Annotated in this window: 12 protein-coding genes; 9 read left to right on the forward strand and 3 right to left on the reverse strand. The window is 59.2% G+C overall.

Annotated elements, in window-relative coordinates:
* From IIC71_10015 to IIC71_10055, 9 genes are all read left to right on the forward strand, one after another.
* On the forward strand, nucleotides 1–1,285 hold a 1,285-nt coding region (locus tag IIC71_10015), incomplete at its 5' end, for an S-layer homology domain-containing protein (protein ID MCH7669512.1).
* Entirely contained in the window at nucleotides 1,282–2,982 is a 1,701-nt protein-coding gene (locus tag IIC71_10020; GenBank protein ID MCH7669513.1) for a phospho-sugar mutase, read from the forward strand. The genes IIC71_10015 and IIC71_10020, both read left to right, overlap by 4 nt.
* A 172-nt stretch (nucleotides 2,983–3,154) precedes the next feature.
* Complete coding sequence (locus IIC71_10025) at nucleotides 3,155–4,681, forward strand: phosphoenolpyruvate carboxykinase (GenBank protein MCH7669514.1); 1,527 nt, start codon at nucleotides 3,155–3,157, stop codon at nucleotides 4,679–4,681.
* A gap of 175 nt (nucleotides 4,682–4,856) precedes the next feature.
* Nucleotides 4,857–6,653 carry a DivIVA domain-containing protein gene (locus IIC71_10030; protein MCH7669515.1) on the forward strand — a complete coding sequence of 599 codons (1,797 nt, stop codon included), beginning with the start codon at nucleotides 4,857–4,859 and terminating at the stop codon, nucleotides 6,651–6,653.
* Nucleotides 6,654–6,841: 188 nt separating this feature from the next.
* Complete coding sequence (locus tag IIC71_10035) at nucleotides 6,842–7,177, forward strand: trypsin-like serine protease (protein ID MCH7669516.1); 336 nt, start codon at nucleotides 6,842–6,844, stop codon at nucleotides 7,175–7,177.
* A gap of 237 nt (nucleotides 7,178–7,414) precedes the next feature.
* Nucleotides 7,415–9,139, forward strand: coding sequence for a bifunctional sulfate adenylyltransferase/adenylylsulfate kinase (locus IIC71_10040; protein MCH7669517.1), 1,725 nt, complete (start codon nucleotides 7,415–7,417; stop codon nucleotides 9,137–9,139).
* 3 nt (nucleotides 9,140–9,142) lie between these two features.
* On the forward strand, nucleotides 9,143–9,940 hold the full coding sequence (locus tag IIC71_10045) for a 3'(2'),5'-bisphosphate nucleotidase CysQ (protein MCH7669518.1): 798 nt from the start codon (nucleotides 9,143–9,145) through the stop codon (nucleotides 9,938–9,940).
* Between the two features lie 88 nt (nucleotides 9,941–10,028).
* Nucleotides 10,029–10,724, forward strand: coding sequence for a redoxin domain-containing protein (locus IIC71_10050; GenBank protein ID MCH7669519.1), 696 nt, complete (start codon nucleotides 10,029–10,031; stop codon nucleotides 10,722–10,724).
* Nucleotides 10,721–11,305, forward strand: a complete 585-nt coding sequence (locus tag IIC71_10055) for a hypothetical protein (protein MCH7669520.1) — start codon at nucleotides 10,721–10,723, stop codon at nucleotides 11,303–11,305. Before IIC71_10050 ends, IIC71_10055 begins: the two co-directional genes overlap by 4 nt.
* A gap of 61 nt (nucleotides 11,306–11,366) precedes the next feature.
* On the opposite strand, the gene IIC71_10060 is transcribed toward IIC71_10055, so the two are convergent.
* The 3 genes from IIC71_10060 to IIC71_10070 all read right to left on the reverse strand — a co-directional run bounded on the left by IIC71_10060 (nucleotide 11,367) and on the right by IIC71_10070 (nucleotide 13,518).
* Entirely contained in the window at nucleotides 11,367–12,134 is a 768-nt protein-coding gene (locus IIC71_10060) for a hypothetical protein (protein ID MCH7669521.1), read from the reverse strand.
* 4 nt (nucleotides 12,135–12,138) lie between these two features.
* Nucleotides 12,139–12,435: a DUF4440 domain-containing protein gene (locus IIC71_10065; protein ID MCH7669522.1), complete on the reverse strand. Its 297-nt coding sequence runs from the start codon at nucleotides 12,433–12,435 to the stop codon at nucleotides 12,139–12,141.
* 180 nt (nucleotides 12,436–12,615) lie between these two features.
* The gene (locus tag IIC71_10070; protein MCH7669523.1) at nucleotides 12,616–13,518 is read right to left on the reverse strand and encodes a rhodanese-related sulfurtransferase; all 903 of its coding nucleotides are present in this window, start codon (nucleotides 13,516–13,518) and stop codon (nucleotides 12,616–12,618) included.
* Between the last annotated feature and the right edge of the window lie 18 nt (nucleotides 13,519–13,536).

The raw sequence follows: 13,536 nt of genomic DNA on the forward strand, positions 1-13,536 counted from the left end.
GAACTGGGTGACGACGCAGGCGTTCCCGGTCACTGGTGTTGATGATGCGATTGTTGATGGTCCCCAGACGTTCGATATCACGCATGTTGCGACGTCGGATGATCCGGCGTATAGCGATATTGGTGTGGCTTCGGTGTTGAATACGACGACTGACTTCGGTGATGCGGTTGGTGTGACGGTGACGGGTTCGCCGACTTCGGTGTCGGAGTCGGGGACGACGGATACGTATTCGGTGGTGTTGGATTCTGAGCCGACGGCGTCGGTGACGGTGACTGCAACGTCGACTGATACGGATGAGGCGACGGTGACGGTGTCGCGTACATTTACAACACTGAACTGGGAGACGCCGCAGAACTTCACGGTGACTGGTGTTGATGACTCGGTCGCCGAGGGTGATCATTCAGTGACGATCAGCCATACGGTCATATCGGGTGACCCCGAGTACAACGGTATCGCCGTGCTCAGCGTCACGGTGAACATCACCGACAACGATACGCTGAGCGTGACGGTGGCAGGCCCCGAGGTGGGCGGCGAAAACCTCGCATCGACGTTTGTGGCGACCCTGAACGGACCTGTCGCATCCCCCACCTACGCCTGGGTTGCCGTTTCCCCAACCGGATTTCCTGTGGCAGCCGGGACCGCATCGACCTTCAGTTTCACTCCAACCGGTGGCGGCAACTACTTCGTTTCCGTGATCGTGACCGACGCCGGTGAAACCAGTCCGGTGATCGGTGTGATCTTCAGGGTTCTGGGCGATCTCAATGGTTCGATATTCGCAAGCGACATTGTCTGGCTCGCAAACGAAGGGATCACTAAGGGCTGTAACCCGCCAGCGAACGACCAGTTCTGCCCGACGGACCAGGTGACCCGTGAGCAGATGGCTGCGTTCTTGGTCAGGGCGCTCGGACTCACCGATGATGGCGGCGGAAACAAATTCACTGACGACGACGGCTCCATCTTCGAACTTGATATTGCGAAGCTCGCCGCTGCGGGGATCACCAAGGGTTGTAACCCGCCGACAAACAACCAGTTCTGTCCCAACGACAAGGTCACCCGTGCGCAGATGGCTGCGTTTTTGGTCAGGGCGCTTGGGCTCACCGATGATGGCGGCGGCAACAAGTTTAACGATGACGACGGCTCCATCTTCGAACTTGACATAGCAAAGCTTGCTGCGGCGGGGATCACCAAGGGTTGTAACCCGCCGACAAACGACCAGTTCTGTCCCGACAACATTGTGACTCGTGAACAGATGGCTGCGTTCCTGCGTCGTGCTCTTGACAAATGACAATAGTCCCTGCCGACGCAGTTCTCGCTAGCGCCAGAGCGTGGATCGACGGCGACCCTGATCCCGTAACCCGTGCCGAAATGCAGAGTCTGATCGACGCGGGCGCGGTTGCAGAAATCGCCGAACGGATGGACGGAACGATCACGTTCGGAACCGCAGGGCTGCGCGGACGCGTCGAAGCGGGTTCGAATCGGATGAACCGGGCGACCGTCATCCGTGTCACGAGAGGTCTCGCCGACTATCTCATTGGCCGAGATGGGGACAATTCCGACGCGCCGGTTGTCGTCGGCTACGACGCCCGTCTGTCGAGTAGACAATTCGTTGAAGACACGGTTGGTGTGCTCGCAGCCGCCGGCCTGCCCGTCGTGATGTTCGACGAGTTTGTGCCGACGCCGCTCGTTGCTTACGCCGCCCTCGCCTACGGGGCGCGGGCCGCAATCGTGGTTACGGCAAGCCACAATCCCCCGCAGGACAACGGATACAAGGTGTTCGACAGCAACGGTGCGCAGATCGTGCAGCCCGTCGATCGGCTGATCGCAGACGCTGCCGATGCCGCTCCACCGGCCAACCAGATCGAAATTGCGGACCTCGATCACGCGGGCATCTCTGTGGCCCCGATGTCGATATTCGACGACTACCTAAACGACCTCGCCGACATTCGCACTCCCTTGGACGCCGCGCCCGACGTCACCATTGCATACTCTGCAATGCACGGTGTCGGTGGTGCCTTCATTGTGAAGGCACTGCGACATTTCGGCTATTCCGACGTTCACGTCGTTGCCGAGCAGTTTGAGCCCGACGGCAGATTCCCGACACTTCCATTTCCAAATCCTGAAGAACCCGGTGCGATGGATCTCCTGCTTGCGCTCGCTGAAACGTGCAGCGCAGACGTGGCGTTGGCGAACGATCCTGACGCCGATCGGCTGGCGGTCGCAATACACGACGGCGCACGCTGGACACCTCTGACCGGTAACCAGATTGGGTGGATTCTGGGCGAATATTTGCTCAGCCACCGGCAGATCAGGAATCCGTTTGTCGGCATGTCGATCGTATCATCGCCCCTCTTGCGCACAATCGCTAAAAAACGCGGCACGCAATTGCACACAACCCTCACCGGTTTCAAGTGGATCTGGAACGCGGCCCTCGACATCGGCAGCCTCAAAGGGTCGCCGTTTCTCTTCGGATATGAGGAAGCGCTCGGATACTCGGTCGGGCCAGCGGTCCGCGACAAGGATGGATTGTCCGCCGCGGTTGTCATGGTTGACTTGGTCGCTCGTCTCAAGGCGACCGGCGAAACTCTTCACTCTTACCTTGTGACTCTGGGTGAGACATACGGGCGGTGGGTGTCGGTGCAGCGCTCCGTAAAGCGCCCCGGCGCCGACGGGGCGGAAGTAATTGCCGCAGCCATGGACCAGTTGCGTCGGTCAACACCCCGAGAGGTCGGCGGCATCGCTGTCGTCGGGTCCGAGGATTTCATGACCGGTGCGGATCAGCGGCCTCGATATCTGCCGTCGTCGAACCTCATCGAGCTGTCGCTTGGAAATCGTGGTCGGGTCCTGGTTCGGCCCAGCGGCACCGAGCCGAAGCTGAAGATCTATGTAGATTTGGCGGTGGCAAGTGCCGAAACGCTTGAGGTGGCTGAGGAAACCGCCAAAGTTGTCGCTGAGGAATTAGTTGGCCACATTGGTCTCGGCTGAGTGGCATAACCAGATGAGTGGTCGCCATAATGGGGTTATTCGGTGACTACGCCGATCGCGGACCGCGGTCGGCCAGAGCTCCGAATCCCATTGTCGGATTGTGTAGCGAAACGCGGCCTTGCCGCAAGATGTGGCAACGCCTGTGCCTTACCAGGCAGGAGGAGCGCCAACGATGGCTTTTGAACTACCGCTCGCGAAATCAATCGCGGTAAACCCGTCGCAAGCCGAGATGCGGCGGTGGGTGCTAGAGCACATGCCTCGTGTGATCGAAACCGAGTTTGGCAACCTTAGTTACCAGGCTGAGGTGACCGCCCGCCTTGCCGGCTCGACGTTCTTTGTTGCGGACGAAGAAAATTTCCAGAATCGGATGAGCACAGAGGACGCCGCCGAATGGGCGGCGAAACAGGACTCCTACATTGCCGACAAGGACATGATCCTTATTGAGGGATACATCGGTCCCGATCCCGATTTTCGCACGGGGTGCCAGCTATTCATGGAGCGCACGAGCGCCAACATTCCAGCCATGCAGCAGCAGTTGTATTTCCCCAAGGATGCTGACTGGAAACCCGAATTCACTGTGATTTACACACCGGGTCTCCAAGCTCCCGGCATGCCTGACGACTGCCTTATCACCGTCAATCTTGACAACTACGTGACTCGAGTCTTTGGATCGGACTACTTCGGAGAGTCGAAAATGGGAGGCCTCAGGATGTGGAATCATCTTGTCTACCACCGCGGTGGCCTTGCCCTGCACTCAGGTCTCAAATCTTTCCCAGACGTAGACGGCGAGGAGAAAGTTGCGCTCATATTGGGTCTTTCGGGCACCGGCAAGACGACAACCACGTTTCGCCAACAGCTCGACTCACTTCCTGTGCAGGACGATTTCATGGCGCTCATGCCTGGTGGCACGGTCTACGCGTCGGAGAACGGTTGCTTCGCAAAGACCATCGGTCTCGACCCTGCCGACGAACCTACTATCCATGGAGGTACCACACACGCCGATGCCTGGTTGGAAAACACCCACACCGAACCAGATGGCACCGTAGATTTTTTCAACGATTCGTACACGGCAAATGGTCGTTCGACCTTTCCGCTCGCCAACATCCGCCACCGCGACCCCCGCGATTTGCCGAGCGCGAACTTCCTCTTTCTGCTCAACCGCAACGACACCATCATCCCCGCCGTCGCCCGTCTCAAACGGAAGCAAGCGGCGGCCTACTTCATGTTTGGAGAGACCAAGGGAACGTCGGCCGGTGGGAAGGCCGAGGCAGGTTTCAATCTGCGCATACCGGGGACGAATCCGTTCTTCTTCAACAACAATGCATGGCAAGGCAACCGGCTGCTTGACCTACTCGACACCATGCCCGACCTCGCCGTGTATCTCATGAACACCGGTCGCATCGGTGGGTCCGAAGACGACGAGCGTTCGAAAAAGGTCAAAATCGCTCATAGCTCTGCCGTCGTTGAAGGCATCGTGTCCGGTTCGATCGAGTGGGAGGAAGATCCTGACTTTGGGTACTGGGTTGCCATCAACCTTGCGGGTTTCCCCGATGACGAATTACTGCAACCCCGCCGACTCTACGAACGCCAGATGCGTTTGGAGGAATACGACTCGCTCGTGTCGAAACTCAAACAAGAACGCAAACAATACTTCGCTGGTTTTGTTGATCTTTCACCAGATATTATCGCCAGTGTGTAGGGGCCATTGACCAAGGCGGTCCCACGCCGGGCCAGATGGGACTCTGAGCTTGCGCGAGGCGGTATTCGATCGTCTTTCGTCGCTAGTGGCACGTCGGAACTAGTGTGTTGGTTGACGCTCGAAATGGGGCTGGCGCACCCTTCAGAAATTCGTCGTCCGGACCGATAGTGGACTAGTGAACGACTCATCACAATTCTCCTCCTCGATCGACAAGGCAACGTTTTCCGTTGCCAGACGCGGATATGCGAAGAAGGAAGTACGGGCATTTCTTGTCGAAGTCGAAGTCGCCTTTACGGACCTGGAGCGGCACACGCACGACGCCTCAGCGCGCATTCGGGACCTTGAGCGGCAGCTCGAATCGATGAAGGCCGCGGAGTCCAAGACGATGGACAATGCCCTGTACTCGGTGTTTGATGCGAAAGACCGAATTCTCGACAAGGCCCGTCGGCGGGCGGAGAAAGTCGAATCCCAGGCCCAGGAGCGTGCAGCCGAGCTTGTTCAGGAGGCCGAAAAGAATCTCGCGGCCTCTCGTGCCGGCCGGGGAACTGTTGGTGGTGAAACATCGGCTGAGGTCATTGCGGATGCTCATGCTGAGGCAGCGAGAATCCGAGAAGACGCCGCTCGGTTCGCCGCGACGGTATCCGATGGTGATGTTGAGACAATTGCAGGGGAACTGGCGAAGTCTCGCGCGGACCTCATCGCCGAGCGCGCCCGCGCTGACAAGGCAGAGGAAACCGCCCACCGAAAGGGCCAGGAACTCAATGATCTATTGCGTGACGCAAGCGAGGCGGAGAGCGTCGAAGACCTGAGTGAGGCACGCAGCCACGGGGCAACAATTGTGTCCCAAGCGCAGGAGGAGGCCGAGTCGATTCTCCAACGTGCGCGAGACGAGGCAAAGACTGTGCGAGAACTGGCACGCAAGCAAGGGGATCGGACAACGGCTGTCGCAGCGATGAGAGACCTTGCCTACGACACCGATCCCGCAGCCGCACTCGTTGCAGCCCGAAGCAAGATCGAGACGCTCGAAGCAAAGCTCGCTGCCGCACCAGGGCCCGACGATGCTGACGCGACGGAAGACCATCTGCGCGCAGGCGTCGAAGAAAGATCCGCTGCGGTTCTCGCCACAGAGGAACGCAATGCTGACCTAGAGGGACACCTTGCCGCGGCCCTTGCGGACAGCGAATCGCTCGAGGCTGTCCGAGCTGAACTGGTCGAGGCCTTAGATTCGGCCGGCAAGCTGAACGCTGCAGAGACTGAAATTGTTGAGCTAACCGCTGCACTCGACGACCTCCGGACCGAGGTCACGGCAATGTCTGAGGCCGTCGATCTGGCTAACGGTCGCGCCACCGAGGCAGTAACCGATCGCGACAAGGCAGGCCATGCCGCGGCCGAGCTCGACGAGCGCGACGCTCTGGCGACCCAACGTATAGAACTTGAAGAGAACGCCGCCAAGCTCGTCGAGGAGAATGAGCGGGCCGCCTCGGCTGTTGCCGCTGCGGGGGAGAGGGAGGCAGCCCTCGCTGACTTGCTCAAACAATCCGAGCAGACGCAAGCGGTCCTCACCGAGTCGCTCGAAAAAGCAGCGAGCGAACACGACCAAGTGGTAGCGGCGCTGGATTCACACATTCTTGACATGAAAGCCGCAGTCGCGGATGTGCAAGGTGAGCGCGATGCATTTGCACAGGCGAATACTGCGCTTGAGGCGAAGGTCGGACAGCTCCAGGATCGAACCCACGATCCGACACCAGCTACCGACACGGTCGTCAGCGAGATGCTGATCACGTCTGAAACTCGCGAAGATGTACCAGATTCTCCAGTGGATGCAGAGACCGACGAACTCGTCGCGACACCGTTTGTACGCGGTAGAAGCCGCTACGAACGCAACTCCGCAAAACTACCGAGGATCGGCGACCAGGGCGAGTCTGTGCTCGAATCGATGCGCAATCTCCGCGCATCGATGACCGACAAATAGCACCCGACAGGTACCGCCACCGTCCATGTTCGGCGCACCGCCCCGGTGGCCGTGCCTTCCATCTCATGGCGTTCGCGCGCTAGCGCCGGTTGCATTGCGCTGACTGCCATCTCACTAAGGCCTCATGCGTCTGCGGCTGCGCGGCCTTGAGATTGGGGTTCGCGGACGCCAAATAAAATGGAGCGAGAATGAAACGATTCTCGCGTTTTGCCATGCTTGTCATGGCTCTATCGCTGCTGATTGTGATGATTGCCCCAGCGTCAGCAATCACGGACGGGGAACTGGCCGGAGACGACCACCCCGAGGTGGTGCTCGTCCTTATGGAAGTCGACAGCGCCCCGGCATTTCGGTGCAGCGGCACGCTACTTTCGCCGACGATCGTCTTGACGGCCGGTCACTGCACCAACAACTTCCCGGGTTCCCCGTACACTGTGGTGTGTTCAGGATGGATCGTCAGAACGTGCTCGACTTCGTCGAATCCTACCCGCACCCCTGAAGTAGTCGATCTCAGAAGCGCTGCCTAGCAAAGCGAGAACCCGTCCGGCCAGTCCGGCGGGTTTTCGCTTTGCAGGCTTCAAAACAGGGCGGGACTAGTCCTGGCGCGCGCAGCCATTTACCCCCCGATTTCTGCGAATTGTGCTTCACCGATACCATCTCGCAGACCGATACTGTTCTGTATCGACGGCAGGCGTCCGGGACGGTCGTCTCAATTCTGTTTTTCTGGATTTACACCAACCCTTACTGACTGGCGAGGAGCCACTGTGTCTGACGATTTGATAACACCTCACGGCGGAACGCTCATTGATCTCATCGTCGATGAAACAAGAGCGGCCGAGCTCAGAGAGGCATCTCGCAGTTACAAGTCTTGGGATCTCACCCCGCGCCAGATGAACGATATCGAGTTGCTCATAAGCGGAGCGTTCTCGCCGCTCACCGGATTCCTCGCAAAGGCTGACTACGAGTCCGTTCGAGACGACATGCGGCTCGTCGACGGCACCCTGTGGCCAATGCCGATAACGCTCGACGTCACCGCTGAGTTTGCCGAGACGGTCACCGCCGGAGAGAAAGTTGCGCTGCGCGACCCCGAAGGCGTCATGCTTGCGGTCATCACTGTCAGCGACGTGTGGCAGCCAGACCTCGACGACGAGGCACAGAAGGTCTTCGGGACGACCAATGTTGAACACCCAGCGGTCGCGTACCTGAAGAACATCGGCAACTCTCACTACGTTGGGGGAACCGTCGAGGGCCTGCAACGCCCAACTCACTACGATTTCAACGACCTTCGGACCACGCCGGCGGAGTTGCGGGCGCAGTTCACCGCGGCTGGTGTCACCGATGTTGTCGCCTTCCAGACGCGCAACCCGATGCATCGCGCACATGTGGAACTCACGATGCGTGCGGCCGAGGAAACCGGCGCCCACCTTCTGATCCACCCGGTTGTGGGCATGACCAAGTCCGGTGACGTTGACCATTACACCAGGGTCCGTGTCTACAAGGCGCTGATGTCACGGTACTCCCCAGGCTCCGCAAGCGTCTCGCTGTTGGGACTTGCTATGAGGATGGGTGGCCCCCGCGAGGCCGTGTGGCACGCCCTCATCCGCAAGAACTACGGCGTGAACCATTTCATTGTCGGACGTGATCACGCCGGTCCCGGGTCGGACTCGAAAGGCAAAGCGTTCTATGGGCCGTACGAGGCGCAAGAACTCGTGATCTCCCTTGAGGAGGAGATGGGGGTGAAGCTGGTTCCGTTCAAGTTGATGGTGTTCGTGCCTGACCATGACACGTACATGCCCATCGACGAGGTGCCTGACGGAACAGATTTCCTTTCAATCTCGGGCACGGAGCTTCGTCAGATGCTCGCCGACGGGTCTGAGATTCCGGAGTGGTTCACATATCCGGAGGTCGTTAGTGAGCTCCGTAAGACCAGCCGGGCCCGTATCGACCAAGGTTTCACTGTCTTCTTCACCGGTCTGTCTGGCTCTGGTAAGTCGACCATTGCGAACGCTCTCATGGTGAAACTTCTTGAGCGTGGCGGCCGTTCTTTGACGCTGCTCGATGGCGACATCGTTCGGCGGAATCTCTCGAAGGGCCTCGGGTTCTCGAAGGAGGATCGCGACACAAACATCATTCGCATTGGCTACGTTGCCTCTGAGATCACGAAGGCCGGCGGTATAGCCGTGTGCGCACCGATTGCTCCTTATGCCGGCCCGCGGGCGGCGAACCGTGAGGCGATCTCAGCCGTCGGCGGTTATATGCTTGTCCACGTCGCGACGCCGCTAGAGGTCTGTGAGCAGCGAGATCGTAAGGGTCTCTACGCCAAGGCGCGCGCCGGTATCATCAAGGAATTCACGGGAATTTCCGATCCGTACGAGGTGCCTACCGACGCCGAGGTTGTCGTGCAGACAACTGAGGTTTCGGCGGATGAGGCGGCGGAAACGATCGTCCAGTATCTCGTTGCCGAGGGTTACCTCAACAAGGGCGCATAGCTCATGGCTCGGGTCACCAACACGGACGACCTTGAGCGTATCGAAGCAGCTCTTGATCGAGCAGAAGCTGTCCTAGAGGCCTTTACACCGGGTGCGGTCGAGGCGCAGATGAAGTCCGGTGATGATCCTCTCACCGCCGCGGACCTCGCCGTGGACAAGGTCTTGCGTGAGACACTGCCCCGTGTCGGTGAAGGTTGGTTGTCAGAAGAAACCGCCGACAGTCCTGGTCGACTGTCTTGCGAAAGAACATGGATTGTCGACCCGATCGACGGTACCCGTGAGTTCGTGCTTGGTATCCCCGAGTGGTGTGTCTCGATCGCGCTTGTTGTGCACGGCGTGGCGGTGGCCGGTGGGGTTCTCAACCCTGGTGCCGGCCACCGTATCGTCGGTTCGATCGATGATGGTGTAACTCTGAACGGTGTCGCGGTGAGACCGACGACACGAACTTCGATCGCCGGCGCCCTGGTGCTCGCTTCTCGTTCTGAGATGAAACGTCGAGAGTGGGAACCTTTTCTTGAGACGTCGATAGCGGTCAGAACCATGGGTTCGGTCGCGTACAAGATCGCTTGCGTCGCTGCTGGGCTTGCCGACGCAACCTGGACCCTTGTGCCAAAGAACGAATGGGACGTCGCCGGTGGTGTCGCCCTCGTCCGCGCCGCCGGCGGATCGGTCACCGGGCCGATGTTTGAACCCGTCACTTTCAACAACCCCGACCCTCTAATGCCGGGCCTCATCGTCACCAACGGCGCCCTGCGTGGGTCCGTCGAAGCGCTCATCGAGCAGGTGCGCCCAACCGGCTAGCGCAGTCGCGTTCGGTGGCAATGTTTCGTGTTTGTTCACGGGACATTGCCGTGGGGCTCTGCGATGCTTGGTGCGGAGGTACTTCGGTATGAGATTGCTTGTTGGTGTCGTCGCCTTTGCTCTGGTTGTCACTGCGTGTGGTGGAGGATCGGTTGTCGAGTCAACGTCATCCGCGGCTTCGACTTCTGGTGGGTCGTTGCAGTCCGACGCCGCGGCTCCGAGTGTGACAGATTCTCCACAGGAATCCGGCGATGTTGCAGATACACCAGTCGATGAGGCATCACCGTCGACCACCGAAGACGTGGTTCCTAGCCGGGTCGGCGCGCCACCCGTTCTCAGCGAGACCAATTTGGGGCTCGTTGATTTGGAAGGTTGGTTGCAGTCAGACTTCACGTCGCTCGAAGAGCTGCGGGGCAAGGTTGTAGTAGTTGATTTTTGGACGTTTGGATGTATCAACTGCAAACGCACCATTCCACATCTACAGAAGTTGTACGAGACCTACCGTGACAATGGTCTCGAGATCGTCGGTGTCCACGCACCCGAATTCTCATACGAGGCCGACGTCGACAACATCAAGCAAGCACTCATCGATCTTGGTGTTGTCTGGCCTATCGCCCTTGATACCAACAAGAAGAACTTCCGGGCATGGCAGAAGGGCCGGGCGTTCTGGCCGAGAAAGTTTGTTCTCGACAAGCAGGGCAGGATCCGTTGGGACCACATCGGCGAGGGTGCCTACGACGACCTGTCAGCCACCGTTGCGTACCTGCTTGAGGAAGACGTGTGAGTTTCGGACTTGTCGTCGAGGGTGCCCAGTCTGTGGTGCTGGCGTGCTCTCTCGGTCTTCTCATCCCTGCGTTCGGCACGGTCCTCGGTGTTCGCGCGGGTGGCCGATTACAGGGCATTGTGGTGTTCGGTGTCGCTGCTGGTTTTGGAGCGTGGCTGACCGTTGCCGGATGGAACGGTTGGGCGACCGGACGGTTCGTGCAGATTGCGATAGTTGGTGGTGGTGTTGCGGCGTTGTGGCGCGGTGGACACGTTGTTCGACTCGGTGGCGCTGGTCTCATCGGTGTGTTTGCCGGGTTGACGTGGACACCCTGTGTGGGTGAACATTTCGGCACTGTCCTTACCGGCGGGGTGCGCGATCCGTGGCCGGCATTGGTTCCACTCATCGCATACGTCCTCGCCGTGTTGCTGATTGCCCTCGTCGGGGCGGCGGTTGTCGACTATCTGCCCGGTCTGAAGAAGCGCACCGCCGGGCCACGGTTGCGGTACATGGGCATTGGATTTCTCGTTGCGGTGGCATTGCTTGTGGGAGCCGGCAGGTACGACGCGGTGCAAAGCCAACTCGTGCGCTGGAGCCTGTAGCTGTTCGGCGGACGCCATCTGACGAGGTCGCATTTCGCCCGGTCTCGTGGAGTGCTGGGTGTCAGAAACCTGGATCGGGAGCAGTTGCCTCTGTCAGTGAGTCACGATCGATCACGGCGAGTGTGTCAAGGAACATCTGCAGCTCGTCCCACGAGAAACAGTTTCCGCCTCCGACGAGTCTGGCGTCGGAGGCAGAGCCGCAGGTATCCGTCACCGTCAGTGCGACAAAGTAGAAGTCGCCGTTGAACGCGAGGGTCATGGTGGAAGCTGTGTCTTTTCGATAAATGGGAGCGGAACCGTCTGGTTCAAGGTTGATCGGGGCAAGTACCGGTTCGAGCCGAAATCTAATGTCCTCGTATGAGGCGGCGTTGATCGATTCCGCTTCCGGCGGAAATTTGCCGACCGTGAGCTCGAGGACCACCGTCGCGCCTGATCCGTTCGCACCCGCTTGTTTGCCCCCGAGGCGGTAGACATACGTGCCATTGCTGGGAAATACAGGCACCGTCGCCTTGCTCATGACAGACACCGACGGGGAAGCGATCAGCGGTGATATCAGCGGTGCCACCACCGCAATGTTGCTGTCGCCGCTCATTACTGCAAGCTCGGCGGAAGCCTGCTGGACTTCTGCGCTGAACTCGGGGAGGGGTAGCAGTGGAAGAGATGGATATCCGTTGTCCTTGCTGGAGTTCGACAAAACGCAGGCAGACAGCACCAGGGATAACAAAGCCAGCAGCGGGAACACCATCGTGGTACCTAAGACCCGCAAAGGAGTCCCAGAGCCGGCAGAGGATCCGTCCTGCGCGATGCGGTGGCGCCCTACATTGGCCATCGTCTCATTGGGGTATCGGTGTGCCCTGATGGAACACCATCTGCCAGGTCTCGCCTTTGCTCCGCCAGATCGAACTTCGTACCGTGTACGAGTCTGTGTCGAAGTCCGGCGATGAGTGCCGACAGCGGTAGGTCACCAGAATGAGGCCGTCGGCCAGCTCGTTGGTCTCGAAGTTGCTGACGGTTCGAGTGGCTTGCGAAGTCTCTGTCGATGCGACGAGGTGGGCAATGGTCTCCTGTTTGGTCCACACCCGGCCTGAGGCGCCGAATTCGGTGAAGTCGTCTGCGAGCAGGCGTTGCAAGCACCGGTGCCGACGATCGCGTGTCCGAGTCGAGCAGGCGCTCTTCTAGGACGAGGACGTGTGCGGCGATCTGGTCACTGTTCATACGAACAGACTGTCGGCTCATTGGATGGACTCGCCCAGGTGGGTTCGAACGTGACGCGCCGGCTACCGGACTCCAAGTTGCGTGAAGATGGCGCGTCATCGGGCAAGGTGGTGTTCGCCACGAGATTCGGCGAGTTTGATCTGCTTCTGTCGTTCAGCGAAACGACTCTTGCGGTTGTCCGTGATGGTGTCGAAACACGCCGGGCAGGTCACACCCACGGCGTAACGCGGGTCGTCTCGATCTTGTGGTGTAACCACGCTGTTGCAGCTTGGGCACTGATCGTTGTCTCCAGGGATGAGACCATGCCCTACAGATACCCGTCGGTCGAAGACATAACACTCACCGCTCCACGTCGAGTTCTCCGCAGGCGTCGATTCAAGATATTTCAGGATCCCGCCATCGAGTTGGTACACCTGCTCGAAGCCTTGATCTTTCATCCAGGCCGTAGCTTTCTCACATCGGATCCCGCCGGTACAAAACATGGCTACCGCCGGTTTGTCCGTGAGCTGGGGCGTCTCGGCCACCCAGGTGGGGAAGTCCCGGAAGGAGTCCGTTGCAGGGTTGAGCGCGTCGGTGAAGGTGCCAATGGCGAATTCGTAGTCGTTGCGGGTATCGATCACAACAACGTTTGGGTCGTTTATCAGCTCGTTCCACTCTGATGGTGGGACACGGATACCCGAGTTACCAACCGAGTTGACCGCGCCGACACCGAGGGAGACGATCTCGTCCTTGAGGCGAACCTTGAGCCTGAGAAATGGCGGTTCCTCCGCCGTTGAGCGCTTCTCTTGTATGTCAGCAAAACGGCGGTCTGCTCGGATGAAATTCATGACCGCGTCGATACCCACGTCAGGCCCAGCGATCGTCCCGTTGATGCCCTCGTCAGCGAGCAAGATCGTGCCAAGAACCCGGTTGTCTTCGCAGACGCGGCGAAGTGCATCCTGGAAATCTCCGAAATCAGAGAAATCAACAAATTTGTAAAACGCTGTGATCAGGAACATGGCCCACCCGTGATGTCA

The organism is Acidobacteriota bacterium (assembly GCA_022562055.1).
Classification (GTDB): Bacteria; Actinomycetota; Acidimicrobiia; order Spongiisociales; family UBA5794; genus BMS3BBIN02.

Excerpts from the sequence above, each read along its gene's own strand:
- IIC71_10020 (MCH7669513.1), top strand. The coding sequence starts at position 1,282 with ATGACAATAGTCCCTGCCGACGCAGTTCTCGCTAGCGCCAGAGCGTGG.
- IIC71_10025 (MCH7669514.1), top strand. The coding sequence starts at position 3,155 with ATGGCTTTTGAACTACCGCTCGCGAAATCAATCGCGGTAAACCCGTCG.
- IIC71_10035 (MCH7669516.1), top strand. The coding sequence starts at position 6,842 with ATGAAACGATTCTCGCGTTTTGCCATGCTTGTCATGGCTCTATCGCTG.
- IIC71_10045 (MCH7669518.1), top strand. The coding sequence starts at position 9,143 with ATGGCTCGGGTCACCAACACGGACGACCTTGAGCGTATCGAAGCAGCT.
- IIC71_10050 (MCH7669519.1), top strand. The coding sequence starts at position 10,029 with ATGAGATTGCTTGTTGGTGTCGTCGCCTTTGCTCTGGTTGTCACTGCG.
- IIC71_10060 (MCH7669521.1), bottom strand. The coding sequence starts at position 12,134 with ATGGCCAATGTAGGGCGCCACCGCATCGCGCAGGACGGATCCTCTGCC.
- IIC71_10070 (MCH7669523.1), bottom strand. The coding sequence starts at position 13,518 with ATGTTCCTGATCACAGCGTTTTACAAATTTGTTGATTTCTCTGATTTC.